General features: G+C 68.3%; 18 protein-coding genes, 1 tRNA gene and 2 pseudogenes. 16 read left to right on the top strand and 5 right to left on the bottom strand.

All coding sequences use genetic code 11. The features are described from left to right. The first annotated feature begins 11 nt into the window (after positions 1-11). Positions 12-809, top strand: a complete 798-nt coding sequence (locus ASD25_RS19710) for a GIN domain-containing protein (RefSeq protein WP_056619887.1) — start codon at positions 12-14, stop codon at positions 807-809. A gap of 81 nt (positions 810-890) precedes the next feature. Beyond that, entirely contained in the window at positions 891-2,321 is a 1,431-nt protein-coding gene (gene tldD / locus ASD25_RS19715; RefSeq protein ID WP_056619890.1) for a metalloprotease TldD, read from the top strand. Here tldD and ASD25_RS19720 read toward each other — a convergent pair. After that, positions 2,318-3,283, bottom strand: a complete 966-nt coding sequence (locus tag ASD25_RS19720; protein ID WP_235562800.1) for a TraB/GumN family protein — start codon at positions 3,281-3,283, stop codon at positions 2,318-2,320. The genes tldD and ASD25_RS19720 overlap by 4 nt on opposite strands. Before the next feature lie 171 nt (positions 3,284-3,454). Between ASD25_RS19720 and ASD25_RS19725 the strand changes: the two genes are divergently transcribed. Next, entirely contained in the window at positions 3,455-5,500 is a 2,046-nt protein-coding gene (locus tag ASD25_RS19725; protein ID WP_056619893.1) for a TonB-dependent siderophore receptor, read from the top strand. A 125-nt stretch (positions 5,501-5,625) separates the two neighbouring features. Further along, positions 5,626-7,725: a TonB-dependent siderophore receptor gene (locus tag ASD25_RS19730; protein ID WP_056619897.1), complete on the top strand. Its 2,100-nt coding sequence runs from the start codon at positions 5,626-5,628 to the stop codon at positions 7,723-7,725. A gap of 101 nt (positions 7,726-7,826) precedes the next feature. Here ASD25_RS19730 and ASD25_RS32210 read toward each other — a convergent pair. Continuing rightward, positions 7,827-8,193: pseudogene (locus tag ASD25_RS32210) on the bottom strand (MFS transporter); the annotation flags it as partial. A gap of 1 nt (position 8,194) precedes the next feature. After that, positions 8,195-9,764, bottom strand: a pseudogene (locus ASD25_RS19735) (peptide MFS transporter); the annotation flags it as partial. A 236-nt stretch (positions 9,765-10,000) separates the two neighbouring features. On the opposite strand from ASD25_RS19735, the gene ASD25_RS30620 reads away from it, so the two are divergent. The 11 genes from ASD25_RS30620 to ASD25_RS19790 all read left to right on the top strand — a co-directional run bounded on the left by ASD25_RS30620 (position 10,001) and on the right by ASD25_RS19790 (position 18,265). Further along, on the top strand, positions 10,001-10,951 hold the full coding sequence (locus tag ASD25_RS30620; protein ID WP_162252088.1) for an ABC transporter substrate-binding protein: 951 nt from the start codon (positions 10,001-10,003) through the stop codon (positions 10,949-10,951). Beyond that, entirely contained in the window at positions 10,948-11,937 is a 990-nt protein-coding gene (locus tag ASD25_RS19745; RefSeq protein WP_162252089.1) for an iron ABC transporter permease, read from the top strand. Before ASD25_RS30620 ends, ASD25_RS19745 begins: the two co-directional genes overlap by 4 nt. Continuing rightward, complete coding sequence (locus ASD25_RS19750; RefSeq protein ID WP_082572522.1) at positions 11,934-12,653, top strand: ABC transporter ATP-binding protein; 720 nt, start codon at positions 11,934-11,936, stop codon at positions 12,651-12,653. The genes ASD25_RS19745 and ASD25_RS19750 overlap by 4 nt, the downstream gene beginning before the upstream one ends. A gap of 46 nt (positions 12,654-12,699) precedes the next feature. Next, a complete protein-coding gene (locus tag ASD25_RS19755; RefSeq protein WP_056619905.1) occupies positions 12,700-13,764 on the top strand; it encodes an isoaspartyl peptidase/L-asparaginase family protein in 1,065 nt (354 codons plus the stop codon). Then, positions 13,761-14,267: an isoprenylcysteine carboxylmethyltransferase family protein gene (locus ASD25_RS19760; RefSeq protein WP_056619908.1), complete on the top strand. Its 507-nt coding sequence runs from the start codon at positions 13,761-13,763 to the stop codon at positions 14,265-14,267. Before ASD25_RS19755 ends, ASD25_RS19760 begins: the two co-directional genes overlap by 4 nt. Next, entirely contained in the window at positions 14,258-14,524 is a 267-nt protein-coding gene (locus ASD25_RS19765; protein ID WP_056619911.1) for a hypothetical protein, read from the top strand. Before ASD25_RS19760 ends, ASD25_RS19765 begins: the two co-directional genes overlap by 10 nt. 57 nt (positions 14,525-14,581) lie before the next feature. Beyond that, positions 14,582-15,337, top strand: a complete 756-nt coding sequence (locus ASD25_RS19770) for a hypothetical protein (protein WP_156389387.1) — start codon at positions 14,582-14,584, stop codon at positions 15,335-15,337. Positions 15,338-15,387: 50 nt separating this feature from the next. Next, positions 15,388-16,395 (top strand): fumarylacetoacetate hydrolase family protein, encoded by a 1,008-nt coding sequence (locus ASD25_RS19775; protein WP_056619919.1) that lies wholly within the window; start codon positions 15,388-15,390, stop codon positions 16,393-16,395. A 218-nt stretch (positions 16,396-16,613) separates the two neighbouring features. Further along, positions 16,614-17,159 carry a CcdC protein domain-containing protein gene (locus ASD25_RS19780; protein ID WP_056619930.1) on the top strand — a complete coding sequence of 182 codons (546 nt, stop codon included), beginning with the start codon at positions 16,614-16,616 and terminating at the stop codon, positions 17,157-17,159. A 62-nt stretch (positions 17,160-17,221) separates the two neighbouring features. Beyond that, positions 17,222-18,091: a hypothetical protein gene (locus ASD25_RS19785; RefSeq protein WP_056619933.1), complete on the top strand. Its 870-nt coding sequence runs from the start codon at positions 17,222-17,224 to the stop codon at positions 18,089-18,091. A gap of 92 nt (positions 18,092-18,183) precedes the next feature. Continuing rightward, a tRNA-Leu gene (locus ASD25_RS19790) sits at positions 18,184-18,265 on the top strand. 573 nt (positions 18,266-18,838) lie between these two features. Here ASD25_RS19790 and arsC read toward each other — a convergent pair. Together arsC and ASD25_RS19800 are read right to left on the bottom strand one after the other, a co-directional pair. After that, on the bottom strand, positions 18,839-19,285 hold the full coding sequence (gene arsC, locus ASD25_RS19795) for an arsenate reductase (glutaredoxin) (RefSeq protein ID WP_056619936.1): 447 nt from the start codon (positions 19,283-19,285) through the stop codon (positions 18,839-18,841). A 16-nt stretch (positions 19,286-19,301) separates the two neighbouring features. Further along, a complete protein-coding gene (locus ASD25_RS19800; RefSeq protein ID WP_162252090.1) occupies positions 19,302-20,408 on the bottom strand; it encodes a sensor histidine kinase in 1,107 nt (368 codons plus the stop codon). Between the two features lie 152 nt (positions 20,409-20,560). Between ASD25_RS19800 and ASD25_RS19805 the strand changes: the two genes are divergently transcribed. Further along, positions 20,561-21,823 carry a multidrug effflux MFS transporter gene (locus tag ASD25_RS19805; RefSeq protein ID WP_056619938.1) on the top strand — a complete coding sequence of 421 codons (1,263 nt, stop codon included), beginning with the start codon at positions 20,561-20,563 and terminating at the stop codon, positions 21,821-21,823. Positions 21,824-21,838: the final 15 nt, after the last annotated feature.

Here is a 21,838-nt window from a genome sequence, read left to right on the forward strand (position 1 = left end):
GAGGAACAGACATGATCCGCACGCTTCTCATCATCACGGGCGCCAGTCTGGTGCTCTGCGTCGCCACCCTGTCCGGAGCCGCCGCCATCGGGGGCAACGAGCTGGCCCGGCACGGCTGGGAATGGACCTTCAGAGACAACGACGGCGAGGACCACACCATTGATTTCCGTCGGGGCGAAGAGGGGGCGGCCGTAACCCGCAATCTCGCCTGGACCGGCGGCGAGCGGCTGGAGATCGATGTTCCTGGCGAGGTGACCTATGTGCAGGGAGCCGAGGCCGGTGTTCGGGTTACCGGGCCGAAGGCGATGGTGGATCGGGTTCGCCTCATCGACGGTCGCTTGACGATCGAAGGCGACGGCAGTGGTCCCAACACGCGGTCGGTCAGCGTCCACGTCGGAACCCGGAGGTGGGACGAGGACGGGAATCCGATTGGAGCAGACGGCACCCTGAAAATCACTGTCACGGCTCCGTCGATCAACACCTTCGAACTCACCGACTCGGCCGACCTCGAAATCCGCAACTATGACCAGCCTGTGCTGACTTTGGCGGTCTCGGGTTTCGGCGGGGTGGAGGCCACGGGTCGGACTGATACCGTCAAGCTGGAGATTTCCGGTTCAGGCGAGGCTGACCTCGATAGCCTGACGACCAGGGATGCGGCCGTCGACATCAGCGGCTTCGGCGATGCGCGCGTGGCGGCCACTGGCAAGGCCGAGATCAATGTCTCGGGCTCCGGCGACGTCATTCTGACCGAACGGCCTGCTGAACTGACCCAGAGAGTCTCCGGTTTCGGCGAAGTCCGGCAGGACTGACACCGGCCTCCCTCCCTCCTCCTGCGCGGGGGAGGGAGAGGAGACGGTGACGCGGCGCTCCTGACACCCTATCTGGAGCCCATGACCGTCCTCGTATCGCCTCCCGCCATTCTCGACAGCGCCGACGTCGGCGCCGATGAAGCCCTCTCCATCCTCCAGGGCGCGCTACAAGGCGCCGACGACGGGGAACTGTTCCTCGAACGCTCCGAGAGCGAATCGCTGGTCTTCGACGACGGCCGGCTGAAATCCGCGGCATACGACGCCAGCGAAGGCTTCGGTCTTCGGGTCGTGGCGGGCGAGACCGCCGGCTACGCCCACGCCAACGAGATCAGCGGCCCCGCCATCCGCCGCGCCGCCGACAGCGCCTCCCTCGCCCGGTCCGGCCACGCCGGCGTCACGGCCGAGGCGCCGCGCGCCACCAACCAGCAGCTTTACGACGCGGTCGATCCCCTCGCCTCGCCCGCCTTCTCGGACAAGATCGCGCTGCTGACCGAGATCGACGCCTGGGCCCGCGCCCGTGATCCGCGGGTCGTGCAGGTGTCCGCCAGTCTGATCGGCGAGCGCCGCCAGATCGAGATCCTGCGCGGCGACGGCCGACTGATGCGCGATCTTCGCCCGCTGGTGCGGATGAACGTCTCCATCACCGTCGAGGCCAACGGCAAGCGCGAGAGCGCCTCGGCCGGAGCCGGCGGCCGCGCCGGCTTCGAAACCTGGATCGCACCGGATCGCTGGCAGGGTCAGGTCGACGAGGCCCTGCGCCAGGCCCTCGTCAATCTGGAAGCCGTGGATTGCCCGGCCGGCGAAATGGACGTGGTCCTCGGCGCCGGCTGGCCCGGCGTCCTGCTGCACGAAGCCATCGGCCACGGCTTCGAGGGCGATTTCCACCGCAAGGGAAGCTCTGTCTTCTCCGGCATGATGGGCAAGCGCGTCGCCGCTCCGGGCGTCACCGTGGTCGACGACGGTTCGATCGCGGGCCGCCGCGGCTCGCTGTCGATCGACGACGAAGGCACGCCGACCTCGCGCACCGTCCTGATCGAGGACGGCATCATGGTCGGGCTGATGCACGACCGGATGTCGGCGCGCCAGCTGGGCGCCCGCGCCACCGGCAACGGTCGGCGCCAGTCCTTCGCCCACATGCCGATGCCGCGCATGACCAACACCTTCATGGAAGGCGGCAAGGACAGGCAGGCGGACATGATCGCCTCGACGAAGCGCGGCCTCTACGCCGCCAATTTCGGGGGCGGCCAGGTGGACATCACCAACGGCAAATTCGTCTTCCAGTGCACCGAGGCCTACCTCATCGAAGACGGTAAGATCACGGCTCCGGTGCGCGGCGCCACCCTGATCGGCGACGGCGCGACGGCGTTGCAGCGGGTGCAGATGATCGGCGATGACTTCGCCTTCGACCCTGGCGTCGGTGTCTGCGGCAAGGCCGGTCAGGGCGTCCCCGTCGGCATTGGCCAGCCCAGCCTCAAGATCGGCGGCCTGACGGTCGGCGGCACCGCGGTCTAGGGCGCCGGCCTCCACTCCGGTCCGCGGGGATCGAGCCCCTGCGCCTCGAGCTGATCCAGCACACCGCCCGGCTCCGCCAGAATGCGCAGCGGGGCGACCGCGAGCGTCACGCCCGGCTGGCCAAGGGCGGTATTCGTCGCCTCGGCCCAGCGCGCCCGCAGCACCGGCGCGATGTCGGGATCGCCGCTGGGCCAGCAAAGGCCGAACGCCCGATCCAGCGGATTGGCCAGCACCTCCGCCACCCGAAGCCCGCTCCAGGCGTTCAGCCGCGCCACAGCGCCGGCGGGACCCGCCTCGGCTGCGTCCGTGGCCGCCTCAATGCATCGCAGATAGGTTGAGGGCGGCAGGGTGATCAGATTGTCGATCAGTTCATCGCCCCGCACGACGCCAACCGGCTCGCCGGGAACGTGCGCGGTCCGCGCCGCATCCTTGACCACCGCCGGGGCCCCGCGCCCGCGGCGCTCGCGCCCCGCGTCCCGCAACAGATCGAAGCTCAGTCCGACAAGACTCTGCGTGCGCCAGGCGTCGGACCGCTCGTCAGCCTTCAGCCGCTCCAGCCGGGCGAGCAGTTCGGGCGGCACGTGGTCGGCGATGGTCGTTCCGTTGGGCAGGCGGGCGATGGTTCGGATGCGCCAGAGCATGCGCAGCAGATCCGCCGCCGAGGCCTGCGCCTCCATCGGATAGAGAATCCGCTGCGACTCACGCGTTGCCGCCTCCAGAGCCTCGGGCCGCCAGATGTAGTCACGGGGCACGCCCTCGATAGACCCCACCAGAATGACGACGCTGTCGCCGCGCTCGACGGTCCACATCGGCGCTCCGGCCCGGCGCGCTGTGATGATGACATCGTCCAGCGTAGAGGCGGCCGGTTCCTCGGCGACCGGCGTCTGCGCGGCGGCCAGGCCGGCCGCGCCGGCTCCAGCCAAAAGGGCGACAGAGAACGCGCTGTATATGAAGAACTTCACCGCTATACCTTCTTCGCCCAAGATAACCGAGTAATGGCAAGACTAAATCAGAACACAATCATGACTGAGCCGTAATGATGTACGCGATTTAATCCACCTGTCTGTCTTGTAACTGGAGCAAGCCGCGACACACAGCCACACCTCGCGTCACATGACGAGGGGAATCCTGCAATGACCAAGACCATCCTGCTGGCGACGACGGCGCTCCTGTTGACCGCCGGCGCGGCATCCGCCCAAACGCCCAGCGAACAGCAGGCCGCCCCCCAGGCGGACGCAGCGCAACAAGGCGTGCTGATCTTCGAGCCCGCCTTCTTCGCCGACCAGCGGCCCAACTCGGCGCTGGACATGGTCAACCGTGTTCCGGGCTTCTCCGTCGTCGACGGCGACGGCAGCCGCGGGTTCGAAGGCGCCGTCGGCAACATCCTGATCAACGGCTCGCGTCCGGCCTCCAAGAACGACACCGGCTCGGCCGTTCTGGGCCGCACCCTCGCCGGCCAGGTCGAGCGGATCGAGCTGATCCGCGGCGGCGCGCCCGGCATCGACATGCAGGGCTTCGCGGTGGTCGTGAACGTGATCACCAAGACCGAGTCCAGCCGCCAGCATATCTTCACCGCCAACGCCAACATCTTCGAGGGCAGCGGCCAGGACCTGTTCGGCGCCAGCTACCAGTTCACGGCAAAGGAAGGCGAACGGACGTGGGGCGTCACGCTGAGCGACGGCATCTCGATGAGCGACGCCAACGGCGTCGGCCCGGTCATCCGCCGCGACGCCAACGGCGTCATCTTCCGCCAGGAGGACTTTTACAACGACCAGTACGGCGGCGGCACCTCGATCCGCGGCAACTTCGCCACGCCCCTGTACGGCGGCAAGATCGATCTGACAGCCCGTTACGGACTCAATGACTTCCAGGGCATCACCCTGCAGACCGCCCCCACAGTCCGGCGCGAAAACCTGTTCACCGACGAGGGCGCCGGCGGCGAATTCGGTGCTGTCTACACGCGCCCTCTGAGCACGCGGATGACGCTGGAAAGCCGCTTCATCCACCAGTTCAACGACTTCGAATCGACATCGACCGCCCGGAGCCGGATCAACGGCGTCGACAGCGCCGAACAGCTGTTCGTCAGCGAGGGCAAATCCTCCGAAACCATCGCCCGGGGCCTCCTTCGGTTGGAACGCTCGGCGGCCCTGACCTTCGAGGGCGGCGGCGAGATCGCCTACAACATGCTGGACACCGAACAGGCCTTCACGGTCGGCGGTGTCGGGGTGCCCCTGCCTTCCGCCTCGGTCATCGTCGAGGAACTGCGCGGCGAGGCGTTCGGCAAGGCGACCTGGCGGGTGCGTCCGACCCTGACCGTCGAAGGCGGCCTGCGGCTTGAGACCTCGACCATCACCCAGTCGGGCGACGCCGAGCAGGAGAAGAGCTTCTTCTTCCCCAAACCGCGCCTGCTGGCGACCTGGACGCCGATGCCGGACAACCAGTTCCGCTTCCGCTTCGAACGCGAAGTCGGCCAGCTGGACTTCGGCGACTTCGCCGCCTCTTCGGATCTGGACGAGGAGAACGTGCTGGGCGGCAACGCCGATCTGGAGCCCGAGCAGCGCTGGATCACCGAGGTCACCTATGAGCGCCGCTTCTGGACCGACGGCATCATCAGCATCGGCCTGCGCCACGACGAGATCGTCGACGCCATTGATGTGATTCCCCTGGACGGCGGCCTGTCGGCGGTCGGCAACATCGGCGAGGGCACGTCGGACCAGCTGGCGGTCAACATTCTGGTCCCGATGGACAAGTTCGGCTTCACCGGCGGCCGGCTGGGCTTCCGCAACACCTGGGTTCACACCGAGGTGACCGATCCGACCACGGGGGAAATTCGTCCCATCTCGGGCGTCCGTCCGTCGCAGCCGGTCTTCACCATCGCCCAGGACATCAACTCCTGGAAACTGCAGTGGGGGGGCGCCTATATCGCGACGCTGCACCAGTTCAGCTACGATCCCGACCAGACCTCGGGCTTCCGCGGCGCCGACTATTTCGAGCTGTGGGCCGAGTACAAACACACCCCCACCCTGTCGCTGCGCGCCCAGATCAACATCTGGGACGATTTCGAGGTCCAGCGCACGGTCTTCGCCGATCGCACCCCCGCGCGCCCGGTCTCCTATTACGAGAACCGCTACATCGACCCCCGCACCTTCGTCTCCCTGCGCCTGCGCAAGACGTTCTGATCAAGCAAAAGCGGGGCGGCCTTCGGGTCGCCCCAAGCCTGTCGGCGATTTAATCCACCTGTACAGCTTGTAACTGGAGACCCCGCAGGCCCTCGCGCACCTTCGTTGCAACAGGGAGAGGGTCGATGAAAAAAGCAGTCTGGCTGACGGGCGCGGCCCTGTGCGCCCTTGCAGCGCCAGCCGCGGCGCAGACTTCCCCCTCGCAGACAGCGACGCCCCAGTCGGCGGCCCAGGCGCCGATCCCCACAGGCCCGGCGCAGAGCGCGCCGGAAGTCGACGCGGCCCAGCAGGGCGTGCTGATCTTCGAACCCGCCTTCTTCGCAGACTCGCGGCCCGACACCGCCCTGGACATGATCGCCCGCCTGCCCGGCTTCGGTCTCGACACCGGCGACAGCGGTACGCGCGGTCTGGCCGGCACCGCCGGCAACGTCCTGATCGACGGAGCCCGCCCCTCGACCAAGAGCGACAGCCTCGACCAGATCCTGCGCCGCATCTCGGCCGCGGGCGTGGCCCGCATCGAACTGATCCGCGGCGGCGCTCCCGGCATCGACATGCAGGGGCGTTCGGTGATCGCCAACGTCATTCTGGTGCGCACCGTCGTGACCGAGCGGGTCATTGAGGCCAACGCCTATTTCTATCCCGACGGCTATGTCGGCCCCGTCGTCGCCGCCCGCTGGTCGCGGCGCGAAGGAGACAATCAGATCGAGGCTTCGATCAACGCCTTCACCGATCGCACCGACGGAACCGGCGACGGCTTCCGTCGCCGTTACGACCCCGCCGGCAATCTGATCCAGGACGCCGATCTGGTGCTCTGGGACCGCATCCGAACGGTGCGGGCGACGGGCGCGGTTCAGCGCCGCGTGGCCGGCGGCCTGCTCAAGGTCAACGGCCTGCTGGGCTGGTTCGGTAACGAGAACTCGCAGGACCTGCTGATCCGCTCCGGCGCCGGCAGCGATAGCTTCAACGACGAGGAAGCCGACGAAGTCACGGGCGAGCTGGGCGTCAACTGGACCCGCGATCTGAGCCCTCGCATGGGGCTGGAGCTGACCGGTCTGCAACGCTACGGGACCGAGGAATACACCGGCGTCTCGGTCGGCGGCGGCGACAGTTCGACCTTCACCGCCGACGCCACGGCCGGCGAAACGATCGCCCGCGCCACCCTGCGCTACCGGCCCAATGACCAGTACGCGGTCGAGACGGGCGGCGAGATCGCCTTCAACTTCCTCGACAGCGCCAACGCCTATGAAGAAAACGGCGTGGTCATCCCCCTGCCGTCGGCCGCGGTTCGGGTCGAGGAGCTGCGCGGCGAGGTGTTTGGTCAGGCGACCTGGCGGCCCAATCCGGAATTCACGCTGGAAGCCGGCGTCCGGGTCGAGGTGTCAGAAATCAGCCAGTCCGGCGACAGCAACGAGTCCAAATCCTTCGTCTTCCCCAAGCCCCGCATCCAGATGACCTGGACGCCGTGGGCCGGCCAGCAGTTCCGATTCCGGGCCGAACGCGAAGTCGGCCAGCTGGACTTCGGCGACTTCGTCGCCTCGGCCGATATCGACATCGGCCAGGTCGAGGGCGGCAACCCCGATCTGGAACCGCAGAAATCGACCGTGCTCGAAGCCATCTACGAGCGCCGCTTCTGGGGCGAAGGCGTTCTGGACTTCACCTGGCAGTACGCGGAATTCGAGGACGTCGTCGACGTCATCCCGCTGGTCGGCGGCTTCGACGGCGTGGGTAATATCGGCGACGGAACGGCCAGGTTCTTCCAGACGCGCCTGACCCTGCCCACCGACAAGCTGGGCGTGCCCAACGGCCGTCTGCAGGTGCGCGGGAGCTGGTCGTCGACCGCGGTGACCGATCCGGTCACCGGCGAGGAACGCCGGTTCCAGGGCAACCAGGCCTTCGGCTGCGGCATCGCCTTCAATCAGGATCTGAAGGGCGGCCGCTGGTCCTATGGCTTCGACCACGGCTGCAACGTCGACAAGGGCGCTGACTACCGCGTGCGGGAGATCCGCTATTTCTACGCTGAGCCCGGCGTCAGCGCCTTCGGCCAGTGGAAGCCGCGCAGCGATCTGACGGTTCGGCTCGACCTCGGAAACGCGACCAACCGCAAGATCGGCTACAACCGCGAAATCTATTCGGGGCCGCGCGACACCGCGCCCCTCGCCTTCCGCGAGGTGCGCCGCACGCAGATGAGCCCCTGGCTGTTCCTCCAGATAAGAAAGACCTTCTGAAGAAGGCGTCCCCAACCCCACAACTGACGTGCGCCCCCCCGCGCACGAAAAAAGGGCGGAGCCGCGAGGCCCCGCCCTTTCTGTTATCGGCGCTGGCTGGATCAGCCCGCGGTGCTGGTTCCGGGTTTGGCGACGTTGCCGTCTTCCTGACCGCGGTCGGTCAGGGTCGGTCCCGGGTGGTTTCCGGCGTCATTGGCTCCATGCGACCAGCCCTTGATGAAGAAGCTGATCAGGATGAAGAAGGCGCCGATCGCCATGCCGCCCCAGCCGAGCTTCTCGAAGATCTCGAGCGAGGTGCGCAGCGCCAGACCGGGGTCCAGAACCTGACCGCCGACGGTCTCCGTGCCGGCCAGACCGGCAATCCAGCCGCCCACGAACTGGGCGATGGAGCTGGCCAGGAACCAGACGGCCATCATGAAGCTGACCACCGCCGGCATCGACAGCTTGGTGATCTCCGACAGGCCCACCNCCCACGAACTGGGCGATGGAGCTGGCCAGGAACCAGACGGCCATCATGAAGCTGACCACCGCCGGCATCGACAGCTTGGTGATCTCCGACAGGCCCACCGGCGACAGGAACAGCTCGCCCGTCGTGTGGAACATGTAGAGCAGGCCCAGCAGCACGATCGGCATCTGGAAGGCGGAGTCGGCCATGCCGGCTCCCCAGACCACCACCATGAAGCCCAGACCGACCTGCAGCAGGCCGAGGCCGAACTTCATCGTCGGGTTGGGATCCATGTTGCGCTTCGCCAGATAGGCCCACAGCGCCGCCATGATCGGTGCGAACAGCAGGATGAAGCCCGCATTGAACGACTGGGTCTGGGCGGCGGTGATGGTGGCGTCGATCCAGAAGCCGGTCGGGGTGATCCCCGCCGCGGCCAGCTGCGCCGGTGTACCGACGGTGATGCCGAGGAAGTTGAACGCCGTCGGCGTCAGGCTGAGGTCGACGTTGCGGTCCGCGAACAGGTTCAGCGAGGTGCCGGCCTGTTCGAACAGGGTGAAGAAGACCACAGAGCCGAAGATCAGCACGACGGCCAGCATCATCCGCTCACGCTGGGCCTTGGTCTGGCAGACCTTGATGATGACGTAGAGGATGAAAAGCAGGGACGCGATCGTGGCGATGGTCAGCACGGTGCCGACGAGGGCGTTGCGCTGGACCAGGAACCAGACCAGGCCGACGCCCAGGGTGCCAAGCAGATAGATCGACCATTCGCGGTTCAGCGGACCGATCATCGGACGCTTGAGCATCTCGGGGTTGGGCGGCTCGCCCTTGCCCTCGAGCAGCGGCTTGCCGAGCATGAAGACGACCCAGCCCAGCGCCATGCCGATGCCAGCGAGGCCGAAGCCCGCCCACCAGCCGACGGTCTGTCCCAGATAGCCGCACAGCACCGCGGCCCAGAAGGCCCCGAGGTTGATGCCGTAGTAGTAGAGGGTGAAGCCGGAATCGCGACGGGGGTCGCCCTGCGGAGGTCGCGGGTCTGGGTCATGACGTACGACCCTTCCGCCAAGGTCGCGGGCAGAGCCGAAGTCGCCGGCAGACCGGTCACGGCGATGCCGCCGGTTTCGGCCGGACCAAAGGCGTATTTCTGGCCGTCGACGACGATGTTGACGTCGCGATCGGCGCCGCGGCCTTCGGCCGAGATTTCATAGGTCTGACCGGCGTAGGTCAGGGTCTCGGTCGCGGGACGGCCCTCGAAAGCCATCAGGCCGTGGCCGGCGACCAGCAGGACCGCGCCGAAGGCGATGGCCTTGCGCGTGCCGATGAAGCGGTCAGCGAGGATGCCGCCGACCAGCGGCAGCAGGTAGACCAGCGAGGTGTAGGACCCGTAGGTCGAACCCGCCGTGGCGTCGTCGAACAGGAAATGCTGGGTCAGGAAGAAGATCAGGATGCCGCGCATGCCGTAGTAGGAGAAACGCTCCCACATCTCGGCGAAGAACAGGATGATCAGTCCGCGCGGATGGTTCTTGAGGATCTGCATCAACACCGGAATGCCGGTGGCGAAGGTGATGATCAGGCCCAGGATGATAACGATGTTCATGCCCGGCCTCCTGCGACCTGTCGGGCTTCAAGCCCGTTGCGCCCTGTAAGCGCGCCCCCTGCGTCCGTCCTACTCAACGGCTCACTCCCTTGTTGCTGCGCCCCACCTGACGCGCGATCGGCGCATAAGCAGCACGCGGAGCAAGACCGGACAAGAGTTAAGGGTAAATTGGTTGGAGGTAGCGCCCGGGGCCGCGGGTCGGCACGATGCGCAAGATTCGCAGCATGGGGCGGTTGATGACCACGACTCGCAGGTCAGCGTTGATCGGCCTCGGCGGCGCCCTGGCCCTGTCCGGCTGTTCCCGCGGCTCGTCGCCGGGCGGCGCGCACAGCCGTGACGTCGTCGCGGCGGGATCGCCCGCGGCGCTGCTGGTCTGGGCCGTCGCGCGTGAACGGCTGGCGGGCTGGCCCCGTCGACCGGCGCCGGCCGCCCTGTCTGCGCTTCCGGCTCTCGCCGCCGACCTGCCGGAACTCGGCGGCCTGACGGGCAATAATCGGCAGGCGAATCTGGAGGCCATCGCCGCCTTGAAGCCGCGGCTGATCATCGACTACGGAAACACCGATCCCGAATACCAGGCGCTCGCGGAGCGGCTGAAAGCCCGGCTGGGGGCGGACTGGCGGCTGATCGACGGATCGCTGACCCGGATCCCCGAGGCGATCCGCGAGGCCGGCGCCCTGCTGGAAGCCGGCCGCAACGCCGATCCCCTCGCCGATCAGGCGGCCGAGGTGCTGGAGCGCTGGCGTCGCGCACCGTCGGGACCGGGCTTCTACTACGCACGCGGCGCGGACGGGCTGGAAACCGGCTTCCGCGGGGCGCTCGCCACGGAAGTTCTCGAAGGCGCGGGATGGACGAATGTCGCCGAGGGATCGCGCGACATCGGACGGGTGACCCGCGAGCAGGTCGCCGCCTGGGACCCCGAGGTTCTGGTCACGCTGGACAGCGGGTTCGCCGAGGCGGTGCGGCGCGATCCCGCCTGGCGCTGGCGGGGAAACGGCGAGCGCCGTCGTCTGTTGCTGTTGCCCGACCGGCCTTTCGGCTGGGTCGACCGCCCGCCTTCGGTGAACCGCCTGCTGGGGTGCGCGTGGCTGGCCGATCCGAAGGGGTCGACCATGATCGTCGGCGCGCTGAGCCGTCGCCTCTACGGCATGGCTCCGGTCGAGGTCGCCCAGCCGCGATGGGTCTGGTGAACCGTCTCAAGGCCGCCCTGCCCGCACTGACCCTGACCTTGCTCGCACTCATGGGGGCCGCCGTCGTGTTGTCGACGGGGCCGCTGGCCATCCCGGCCGCCGACCTTCTGGCGGCGCTGATCGGTCGAGGCGCGCCGGAAGCGGAACTGGTCCTGACCTTAAGGGCGCCCCGACTGCTGGCCGCCCTGACCTGCGGCGCGGCGCTGGCCGGAGCGGGCGCGGGGTTCCAGATCCTGTTCCGCAATCCGCTGGCGGCGCCCGATCTGCTGGGCGTTTCGTCCGGCGCGGGCCTCGGCGCGGCTGTGGCGCTGCTGCTCGGCGCTGGAACGGTGCTGGTGCAGAGCGCGGCCTTCGCCGGCGGGCTGGCGATCGGCGGGCTGGCCATGGGATGCGCGGCCCTGACCCGCAGCGGCGACGGGCGGCTGGCCCTGATCCTGTGCGGTGTGGTCGCGGGCGCGCTAGCCTCGGCCGGGCTCGGCCTGGTGGTCATCGTCGCGGAGCCCTATTCGCAGTTGCCCGCGATCACCTACTGGCTGCTCGGCTCGTTCACGCGGGCGACGCTGGCCGAGGCGCTGTTCGCGCTGGGGCCGATCTGCCTCGGCGGCGCGATCCTGCTCTGGCTCGGCTTCCGGCTGGACGTCCTGTCGCTCGGGGATGAGCAGGCGCGGTCGCTCGGTCTGTCGGCGCGCGCCCTGCGGGTGACGGCGCTGGCGGCGGCCGCGCTGATGACGTCGGCGGCCGTCGCCCTCGCCGGCATCGTCGGCTGGATCGGCCTTCTGGCGCCCCACGCCGCACGCCTGATCGTCGGCGACAGAGCCGGGCAGCTGATCCCCGCATCCATGGCAATCGGCGCCCTGTTCGCCCTCATAATCGACCGCATGGCCACTGCCTTCGGTCCCGCTGAAATCCCTGTCGGCCTGCTGTCCGCCGCCATCGGCGCCCCGGCCTTCCTGTTCCTGTTCGTCGCCGCATCGAGGCGGTCATGAGCGACCTGCTGCTGCAGGGTCTGGTCGCCGGACGGGCCGCGAGAGACGGCAAGGGTTTCCGACTGCCGCCGCTGGATCAGAGCATTGCGCCCGGCGCGGTCGTCGCCGTGATCGGTCCGAACGGAGCGGGAAAGACAACGCTGCTCAAGACCCTCGCGGGGCTCCTGCCGCCGCTGGCGGGTTCGGTCGCGCGGCCGCGCGCGGCTTGGCTGCCGGCGCCGGGCGCGGTCAACGCCGGCTTTTCGGTCCTGCATCTGACGGCGCTGGGGCGGTCGCACCTGCGGCGCTGGTCTTCGGGCCTCGCGGCTGCCGATCTCGACGCCGCCCGCACGGCGCTGGACCGGCTGGACATAGCCCATCTGGCCGACCGCCCGTTCGACCGCTTGTCCAGCGGTCAACAGCAGCTTGTCCTTATCGCAAGGCTGTTCGTTCAGGACGCGCCGCTTTGCGTGCTGGACGAACCGCTTGCGCTGCTGGACCCCGCCCACGCCCAGGCCGTTGAGACCGCGATCCGGGCGCTCGCGAGCGAAGGCCGCATCGTCATCGCCTCGACCCACCACCTGCCCTTCGCCGCGCGCGCCGACCGCGTGCTGACTCTGGGCCCGGACTGGGCCGAAATGGACACTCCAGCGCGTGCGCTGGCTCCCGACCGTATCCGCGCCCTGTTCGGCGTGGAGGTCGACGGCTGCCCCTGTTGCGGCGGCCCCTTGAGTTGAGCCCGCGTCTGGTCGAGGTTCGCCCCTCGATTTCGAAAGGCTGACCATGTCCCTCGCCCATCTCGTTCCGGCCGCCGTCGCGCTCGTGTTATCCGCCGCGCCCGCCATGGCCCAGGAGGCGCCGCGCTGGTCGTTCGCCATCCATGGCGGGGCCGGGGTGATCGAGCGCGAAAGCCTGACGGCCGAACAGGACGCCGCCTATCGGGCCGCCCTGAAACAGGCGCTGGACGCAGGGTCGGCGGTGCTGGCCAGCGGCGGCGCCGCGCTGGATGCGGTGCAGGCCGCCATCCAGGTCATGGAGGACGATCCCCTGTTCAACGCCGGACGCGGCGCCGTCTTCACCGCCGCCGGCCGGAACGAGCTGGACGCCGCCGTGATGAACGGGACCGACCTGACCGCCGGAGCGGTCGCCGGCCTGACCACCACCCGTCACCCCATCGCGGCGGCCCGGGCCGTCATGGAGCGCTCGCCCCATGTCATGCTGATCGGTCAGGGTGCCGACAGCTTCGCCGCCTCGGTCGGGCTGGAGCAGGTCGATCCGTCCTTCTTCTTCACCGAGCGCCGCTGGCAGGGGCTGGAACGCGCCCTGCGCCAGCAGAACCTGCCCATCCCCGAACGCCCGGCCGGCGCGCCCGGCCCGCAGGCCGCGAACGATCTGCCCGCCCCGCCGCTGAACGAACGCAAATTCGGCACGGTCGGCGCCGTCGCCCTGGACGCCCAAGGTCGCCTCGCCGCAGGCACCTCGACCGGCGGGATGACCGCCAAACGCTGGGGCAGGGTCGGCGACGTGCCAGTGATCGGCGCCGGCACCTACGCTTCCAACCGCGACGGCTGCGCCGTGTCGGCTACAGGCGACGGCGAATATTACATCCGCGCCTCGGTTGCCCGCGACATCTGCAGCCGCATCCACGCCGGGGCCTCGGGCCAGATCGCCGGTCAGGCCGAGGTCGACGACGCCCTGTCGCTGGGCGGCTCGGGGGGCGTGATCGTCATGGACCTGCAGGGCCAACCCGCGTTCGCCATGACCACCTCGGGCATGTATCGCGGCGCGGTCTCGTCCAGCGAACCTGCGCGGGTGGCCATATACGGCGACGAAGTGCTGCGGCCATGAAGAAGCCCGACACGCCCGGCGTTCTCGCCCCGCCGCCGGTCATCTACCTCGGCTTCCTGTTCCTCGGCTGGGGGCTGGCCGAACTCGGCGCGCGGCCCGAAGCGGTCGAGGCCGGCCTCGACTGGTTGTCGGCCGGCTTCGGGCTGGAGATGGAGGTCCGTCGCGGCGTCGCCCTGGCCTTGATCGTCGGCGGCCTTTTGCTGGACGGGATGGCAGCGGGCCTGTTCCGTCGCCGCGGCACGGCGGTCGAACCGTGGAAGCCGTCGACCGCCCTGATCAGCGAGGGCCCCTATCGGTTCAGCCGCAATCCGATCTATCTCGGGTTCGCGGTGACCTACGTCGGGCTGGCCATCGCCATGAACAGCTGGATCGCTCTGATCCTGCTGGTCCCCTGCCTGTTCGTGATCGACCGGTTCGTGATCCGGCGCGAGGAGCGCTACCTGTCCCTTAAATTCGGCGCGGCCTACGACGCCTACCGACAGAAGGTGCGCCGATGGCTGTGAACGATGACGAGCTGTCGGCCATGGCGATCGAGGAGCTGGATATCGCCTGCGCCCTGCCGTGGCCCGACATGAAATCGGTGACGCCATGGGGCGACAGCTTCACAGGCTTCGCCCCCTCGGGCCGCGAGGTCGAGATCGAGCGGCGCTACCTGTGGGCCCATGAACCCGAGGGGGCCATCGCCGTCGAGGTCGAGGTGCGCGACATCGGCGCACGGACGGGTGCGGAAGCCAAGGCGCTGATCACTGCGCCGCGCTGACCCGGAACCGCGCCGCCATTAACCTTTCCCGTTGCCAAGCTGAGCCGTCAGGGCAAGATGCGTCCGAACGCGCACGCGCAGACCGGGAGGGACAGCCGCATGGCCTATGGCGCCGACTTCGCCACCGCCGACGCCGCCAATGCGCCGCTGGACGCGCCCCTGATGATCGGCGCGGACCCGGTCCTTTGGGGCGCCCTGCTGCTGGGACTGGCCGCGGCCCTGCTGATCGGCTGGTACATCGGACAGGGCGGCAAGGCCTCACGCCCGGACGCCGCGGAGTCGATCTGGGAAGACATCGACGACGCCGCCCGGGACGCCATAAAGGCGAACGGCGACACCCTTTCGGCCAAGGCCTCCGCCCTGCTGCGGACCATCGAAAGCCGGCTCGGCAAGACCCTCGGCGTGGGCGGCGGCGTGGGCAAGACCACCGAGGCTTTGAAAAAGGCGCTCGATGGCGAGGCGGCGCACAAGCCGCATGGAGATCACGCACACGACGCGGGCCATGACGAAAAGCATGGACATCACGACGCTCCGCCCGCCGCCGCGAGCGGCGTCACCGTCATCGTCAACAACGGCCCGGGCGAGGGTCACAAGGGCGGCGACGATCACCACGGCGACCACGGCGCGAAAACGCCGTTGAGCGTTCAGGCCCGGAACGACGCCCTGCGTATCGCCATCGGGCAATTCAACGACCACTGGGGCCAGCGCCGCGAAAGGGTACGCGAGCTGCGCGCCGCCCATGCGGAACTGTCGAACCCCGGGCCGAAGCGTCCGGTCGACGGCAGGATCAGCGGAACGCGCGCCGGTCATTGACCGCCCACGCACGGTTTCCTCGCCGGATAAAACCGCCTAAGCCTTGAGGCATGAAACTCGCCTCGCTCAAGCACGGCCGCGACGGCCGCCTCGTCCTCGTCTCCGACGATCTCGCCTGGTTCACCGACGCCTTCCTGATCGCGCCGACCCTGCAGGCGGCGCTCGACAACTGGGAGCGGGTCGAGCCGGACCTGCTGGCGCTGGCCGAGAGTCTTGAGCATGGCGGCGTGCCGCGCGGCCGGTTCCACGAGCGCGAGGCCGCGGCTCCCCTGCCCCGCGCCTATCAGTGGGCCGACGGCTCGGCCTATGTGAACCACGTCGCCCTGGTGCGTCAGGCGCGCAACGCCGAAATGCCCGACAGCTTCTGGACCGATCCCCTGATGTACCAGGGCGGTTCCGACGGCTTCCTCGCGCCGCGCGACGCCATTCCGCTGGCCGATGAAAGCTGGGGTTGCGACCTCGAGGCCGAGGTCGTGGTCGTCACCGGCGACGTGCCGCAGGGCGTGACGCGCGAGGAAGCGCTGACCCACATCCGCCTCGTCGGTCTGGTCAACGACGTCTCCCTGCGCAACCTGATCCCCGCCGAACTGGCCAAGGGCTTCGGCTTCGTCCAGTCCAAGCCCGCGTCGGCCCTGTCGCCCGTCTTCGTCACGCCGGATGCGCTCGGCGACCGCTGGGCCGACGGCAAGCTGAAGGGCGAACTGTCCGTCCAGCTGAACGGCGCGGACTTCGGCAAGGCCGACGCCGGCGTCGACATGACCTTCGACTTCGGCACCCTGATCGCCCATCTGGCCAAGACCCGCGCCCTGTGCGCCGGCACGGTCATCGGCTCGGGCACGGTGTCGAACCGCGACGCGGGCGGCGGTCCGGGCAAGCCCGTCTCCGAGGGCGGCCTCGGCTATTCCTGCATCGCCGAGGTGCGAACGGTGGAAACCATCCTGCGCGGCAAGGCCGAAACGCCGTTCCTGAAAGCCGGCGATACCGTCCGCATCGAGATGCTGGACGACAAACACCACTCCATCTTCGGCGCCATCGAACAGACGGTCGAAGCCGTATAGGCGCTGCCTGCCGTCCTCGCCGGCTCCCGAGCGAGAACCGCCGCCGGTCCCTGACAGGACAGCAGCAGGCCCGACAGGATCGCGGGTATCACGCGCTTCATCTCGACCTCCGATTTTCAGGAGGCAGAGGCGGCGACGCGCCTTTACGGATGCGCGGGGCGGATTAAGCTTTCGACAGTTCCGCGACCATTCCGGGTCGCGCGGGGGGAGCACCGGCCATGACGCCTCAACAATACGGTCCCTTGATCGGGATCGGGATCGCCGTCGTCGTGATCCTTCTGCGCAACCGCCAGAAGCGGACCCTGCGGCCGGAGCTGATGTGGATCCTGCCCGCGCTCTTCATCCCCCTGATCGGGTTCGGCCTGTGGGGCATGCGGCAGGCGCCCGGCGCGGACCTGACCCCCTATGGTCCGGCCGACTGGGCCCTGCTGGCCGGCAGCCTCATGCTGGGCCTCGCCGCAGGCTTCTGGCGGGGCAGCATGGTGACGATCGAGAAGGGCCAGGACGGCGTGCTGAAGGCCCAGGCGTCGCCGCTGGGGATCATTCTGATCGTGGCCCTGCTGGCGGTCCGCTCGTTCGCCCGTCCGTGGCTGGAGGGTCACGCCGAAAGTCTCGGCCTCCACGTCGTCGCGGTCGAGCAGGGCTTCCTGCTGCTGGCCGGCGGCCTGATCGTCGCCCAGCGGATCGAGATGTTCATCCGCGCCCGCCGGATCATGGCCGGCGCGCCGGACGCCCATACGGAAGTGACAGCCCAGGCCCTCTAATGAGGTTGCTTCCTGACATTCGTCCCGACAAGGTTGCAACAACTCTCTCCCCGGACTGATCGATGAAGCGCGCCTTGATTACCCTCCTCGCCTGCTGCATCGCGCTGCCGGCGCTCGCCCAGGATACGTCGCCGGACTGGGATGTCGCGCGGGACCAGCGCAAGAATCTTCTGGTCGCCTATGTCCGGTTCGACAACGGGCTGACTATCGCCACACGCTGCGCGGATGGCGGGTTCGAGGCCGTTATCGCCGGTCTTCCGCCTGCGGGACGGGCGACCAGCCGTCCGCTGCGGATCGCTTTCGGAGATGACGAGCCGGTAGAGAGCCGTTGGAATGTCGCGACGGACGACACCATCGTGGTGAGCGAGCTGCCGGCTCCTTTCGCCCGTCAACTGCGCGACGGCGGACGCCTTCGCATTCTCGTCCCGGGCGCCTCCTACGGCGGGCGAAATCTTCTGTACGACGTTGCCCTGCCTGCGTCGTCCGGCTCGATCGACCAGACCCTGACCACATGCGGCCGGCCGCTTGTCGACCCGCGCGACGCGGAACTGGACACCCTTCAGGAGGACGGCGTGCCCCCCAATCTGGGGTGGGCCGTTCGTCCCCGGGGTGAATACCCGAACACGCGATATGCTCGCGGCTTTGCGGTCGTCACCTGTGTAAACAATCCGGACGGATCGTTGCGGGACTGCGCCATCGAGTCCGAACACCCACGAGACGGCCGGTTCGGCGAGGCGACGCTCGCCTCGGCGCGACGGGCCCGGCTCCAGAACCTCACCGATCCCGGCGCGCCGTTGCCGGTCACGCGGGTCCTCTACAAGGCTCATTTCCTTCTGGACGGCTATCAGACCCCCGAGGACAGGGAACGCATGCGTGAGGACCGACGGCGGCAGCGGGAAGAACGCGCCGCCCGACGCGCCGCAAGCGAATGATGCTCCGGTCCATGTCGCCGCGACTGCCGGATTGACCCGGACGGACGGCCCACGCTACCAAGCCCGCCTGCCGAGATGACCGGGCGGCCTGTGCGGGCGTGGTGGAATTGGTAGACGCGCCGGACTCAAAATCCGGTTCCGAAAGGAGTGCCGGTTCGACCCCGGCCGCCCGCACCGCGGGCGGAAGGTACTCCGCGGGAATCGGCGCAGCCGGGGTTTCGGACTGCCAGTAGACGCTGACCACCCACCAGCGGGCGCCGTCGTTGAACAGCTGGATGCTGTTGATGCCGCGGGCGAACGGGCTCGCGTCCGACAGGCTGTGCAGGCTTTCATAGGTGGACCAGACGTGGACGATCTGGCCGAACCGTTCCGAGCGGCGCGCGATCTCCCGTTCGTGGAACCCCTGATCCACCAGGAACGGGCCGTTGCGGGTAACGTATTCTTCCGGCGTGATCGAACGGACGACCCTCTGACCTTCGCGGTTCATGCCGGAAGGCATCAACCGGGCCGTCGGGTGAAACAGGGACCGGAAGCGATCCCAATCGCGGGCGACTCCGGCGTCCCCGGAAATCACGTTGTAAAGCGCCGCCGTGATGGCCTCGGGCGTGGCGACATCGGCCGGCGCTGCGGTCGAGACCGGAACCGGCGACGGCGGCGTCTGTGCGGCGGCTGGCGCGGCGCAGCCGAGGGCCAGTGCGGCCGCAAGTACTGAAAGACGCATGGTGTGATCCTCCCTGATCGGGAGGACTATGCCGGGCCCACCGATGGTGCGCCAGAGATGGCCTGGCCTGGTTCGACCAAGTCGGCGTCCTTGTCGACAAGGTCATCTGGCCGGCGGTCCAGCAAATCAAGCACCCGCTCCGGCGGACGGCACAGGGCGGCGCCGCGGGGGGTGCGGACGATAGGACGGTTGACCAGAACCGGGTCTGCGAGCATCGCCTCCAGTATCGCGTCATCCGTCGCCGCAGCGTCCAGCAAGGCCGGAACGGTAACCGCCGCCTCGTTCTCGCGCAGGGCGTCGCGCGGCGTCAGTCCGGCCTCGGCGAACAGGTCGTGCAGCTGGTCGGACGTCCACCCCGTCTGCAGGTATTCGACCACGTCGGGCTGGTAGCCGGCAGCCTCGATCATGCCCAGAACCTTGCGCGAGGTGCCGCAGGCGGGGTTGTGAAAGACGGTCACGGGGAAGTCGGTCATATTGAAGTCCGGAAGGCTAGGCGCCGGTCAGAATGGCGTCTTCGCGCCGGTCGGCCGCGCGATCAAGCGGGAGGACGACCCGGGCCGTGAACATTTTATCGTCGGCTTCGGTTTCCAGCCGCCCGTCGGGACCATACAGGGCTTGCAGGCGCTGCCGCGTGTTGGTCAGTCCGAGACCGAAGCCTTCGAGCGCGTCGCCGCTGTTCGCAGTCCTTTCATTGCGGATGGAAATCACCAGGGCCTCATCCCTGCGCTCCGCCTCGATCGATATGGCACGCGGCGTTCCATCCGCGATGAGCCCGTGCTTCACGGCGTTCTCCGCCAGCGGCTGGAGGATGAATCCCGGCACTTCGGCCCCGAGCAATTCGCTGGGACAGTCGACGTCGATCTCAAGCGCGTCGCCGAACCGGATCCCCTCGATCGCGAGATATTCACAGACGTCGTCGAGCTCCTCGCCGAGGGTTTTCGGAAGGTGGGGATCGCCCGCCAGCTTGGTGCGGAGCATGTCGGACAACTTCATCATCATCGTCTCGGCTTCAGCGGCCCGACCCGTGACGACCAGGCTTGAGACGTTGTTCAGGCAGTTGAAGAGGAAATGCGGATCCAGCTGGTACCGCAGCGCCGCCAGTTGCGCCGTCTGGGCCATGTTCCGGGCCTCGACGAGTTGACGCTCACGCCGTCGGCCGGCTCCGAGTTCGAGCAACAGGATGACCGCCGCGGCGAACAGGCCGAACACCCACAGAAAGGACAGCAGTCGGAAGGCGGCGATCGGCGTCTTCATCGCCTGGGCGAAATCGGCGAAGACGCCCGCCAGGGACGTCGGGCGCGGGGTCGGTTGCATGAACTGGCTGGCGAGCTCGCGCCAGATCTGCTGGTCGATCAGGGTCTGGACGAGGGCCGCGACCAGGGTGAGCGCGACCGCGCCGGCGATCCGCCCGGCGCCGCGCCTCGGATCGAGCTTCATCAGCGCCGCGGCCAGAGCCAGTGACACGCCAATACCACTGAGCGTCGCCGCCAGATTGAAGCCCAGCAGCCACGCGGGCGGCGCCCAGTTGGTCCAGAGGAAGGTGATCGCATAGTAGGTGAGGAAGCAGAATCCCCACAGCGCGAGGGTGAGCAGCAACACCCCGCGCCACGGTCGATGGGCCTTCAGAACGGTCGTCTCCATGCGTCCCCCGCCTCTCATTTACGCCACGGTAGAGGTTGGACCGCTTCCGGGCAATTTCCCGGCGTCTTCCGGTTGTCAGGCTGGCCCGACCTTCCCATCTGGGCCGGATGGAAAAATCAACGGACGTTCGGAGCACCCCGGAAGCGATGAAGGGGCCGGGGTTTCCCGAATTCGTCGCCCTGATCGCCATGATGATGGCGCTGAACGCTCTGGCTATCGATTCCATGCTGCCCGCCCTGCCCGCCATCGGCGAGGCGCTGGGCGTCGTGTCCGAGAACAGCCGCCAGTGGGTCATCACCGCCTATCTGCTGGGCTTTGGCGTGACCCAGATCGTCTATGGCCCTCTGGCCGACCGGTACGGGCGCAAGCCGATCTTGATGATCGGGCTGGGCCTCTACGTGCTCTTCAGCGTGCTGGCCGCCTTCTCCCCGACGTTCGAACTGTTGATCGCGGCGCGGGTCGGGACGGGCGTCGGCGCCGCCGCCCTGCGCGTGCTGGCCGTCTCCATCGTGCGCGACCGCTACTCCGGGCGGACGATGGCGCGGGTCATGTCCCTGTCGTTCCTGGTCTTCCTCGGCGTGCCGATCCTGGCGCCGGCGCTCGGTGCGGCGATCCTGACCGTCGCGCCATGGCCGTGGGTGTTCGGCGTCCTGGCCGTGGGCGGCGCCGCCTTCGCCATGTGGGCCGCGATCCGTCTGCCCGAGACCCTGCACCCGGAGGACCGGATGCCGATCCAGGTCGGGCGCATCGCCTCGGCCTTCCGCACGGCACTGACCAATCGGCAATCGATCGGCTACACCTTCGCCATCACCGCCATCTCCGGCGCCCTGTTCGGCTTCATCAATTCCAGCCAGCAGATTTTCTTCGACGTCTTCCACGAGCCGGAGCTGTTCACAATCGTCTTCGGCGTCGTCGCCGGCGGCATCGCCATCGCCTCGCTGCTCAACGCGCGACTGGTCGAGCGGCTCGGGTCGCGGCTGATCTCGCACACCGCCCTGCTGGGCTTCATCACCATGTCGGCGATCCATGCGGCGGTGGCGCTATCGGGCCATGAGACGATCTGGACGTTCGCCGTTCTGCAAGCCCTGACCATGTTCTGCTTTGGCTTCATCGCAGGCAATTTCGGCTCCATGGCCATGGAGCCCATGGGGCATATCGCGGGCACCGCCTCCTCCGCGCAGGGCTTCATCTCGACGACCGGCGGCGCAACGCTGGGCTTCCTGATCGGCCAGCAGTTCAACGGCTCGGCGGTTCCCATGACCATCGGCTTCACCTGCCTGGGCCTCACGGCGCTGGGCTTCGTCCTGATCGCCGAGCGGGGCCAGTTGTTCAAGGCGCGAAACCTCGTTCCGGCGATGGCGCCCTCTTGATCTTTTTCCTCCGCG

Source organism: Brevundimonas sp. Root1423 (assembly GCF_001426805.1).

What these genes read in the sequence shown, in the direction of transcription:
- ASD25_RS19710 (WP_056619887.1), top strand. Translation starts at nt 12, where the DNA reads ATGATCCGCACGCTTCTCATCATCACGGGCGCCAGTCTGGTGCTCTGC.
- tldD (WP_056619890.1), top strand. Translation starts at nt 891, where the DNA reads ATGACCGTCCTCGTATCGCCTCCCGCCATTCTCGACAGCGCCGACGTC.
- ASD25_RS19725 (WP_056619893.1), top strand. Translation starts at nt 3,455, where the DNA reads ATGACCAAGACCATCCTGCTGGCGACGACGGCGCTCCTGTTGACCGCC.
- ASD25_RS19730 (WP_056619897.1), top strand. Translation starts at nt 5,626, where the DNA reads ATGAAAAAAGCAGTCTGGCTGACGGGCGCGGCCCTGTGCGCCCTTGCA.
- ASD25_RS30620 (WP_162252088.1), top strand. Translation starts at nt 10,001, where the DNA reads ATGACCACGACTCGCAGGTCAGCGTTGATCGGCCTCGGCGGCGCCCTG.
- ASD25_RS19750 (WP_082572522.1), top strand. Translation starts at nt 11,934, where the DNA reads ATGAGCGACCTGCTGCTGCAGGGTCTGGTCGCCGGACGGGCCGCGAGA.
- ASD25_RS19755 (WP_056619905.1), top strand. Translation starts at nt 12,700, where the DNA reads ATGTCCCTCGCCCATCTCGTTCCGGCCGCCGTCGCGCTCGTGTTATCC.
- ASD25_RS19760 (WP_056619908.1), top strand. Translation starts at nt 13,761, where the DNA reads ATGAAGAAGCCCGACACGCCCGGCGTTCTCGCCCCGCCGCCGGTCATC.
- ASD25_RS19765 (WP_056619911.1), top strand. Translation starts at nt 14,258, where the DNA reads ATGGCTGTGAACGATGACGAGCTGTCGGCCATGGCGATCGAGGAGCTG.
- ASD25_RS19770 (WP_156389387.1), top strand. Translation starts at nt 14,582, where the DNA reads ATGCGTCCGAACGCGCACGCGCAGACCGGGAGGGACAGCCGCATGGCC.
- ASD25_RS19775 (WP_056619919.1), top strand. Translation starts at nt 15,388, where the DNA reads ATGAAACTCGCCTCGCTCAAGCACGGCCGCGACGGCCGCCTCGTCCTC.
- ASD25_RS19780 (WP_056619930.1), top strand. Translation starts at nt 16,614, where the DNA reads ATGACGCCTCAACAATACGGTCCCTTGATCGGGATCGGGATCGCCGTC.
- ASD25_RS19785 (WP_056619933.1), top strand. Translation starts at nt 17,222, where the DNA reads ATGAAGCGCGCCTTGATTACCCTCCTCGCCTGCTGCATCGCGCTGCCG.
- arsC (WP_056619936.1), bottom strand. Translation starts at nt 19,285, where the DNA reads ATGACCGACTTCCCCGTGACCGTCTTTCACAACCCCGCCTGCGGCACC.
- ASD25_RS19805 (WP_056619938.1), top strand. Translation starts at nt 20,561, where the DNA reads ATGGAAAAATCAACGGACGTTCGGAGCACCCCGGAAGCGATGAAGGGG.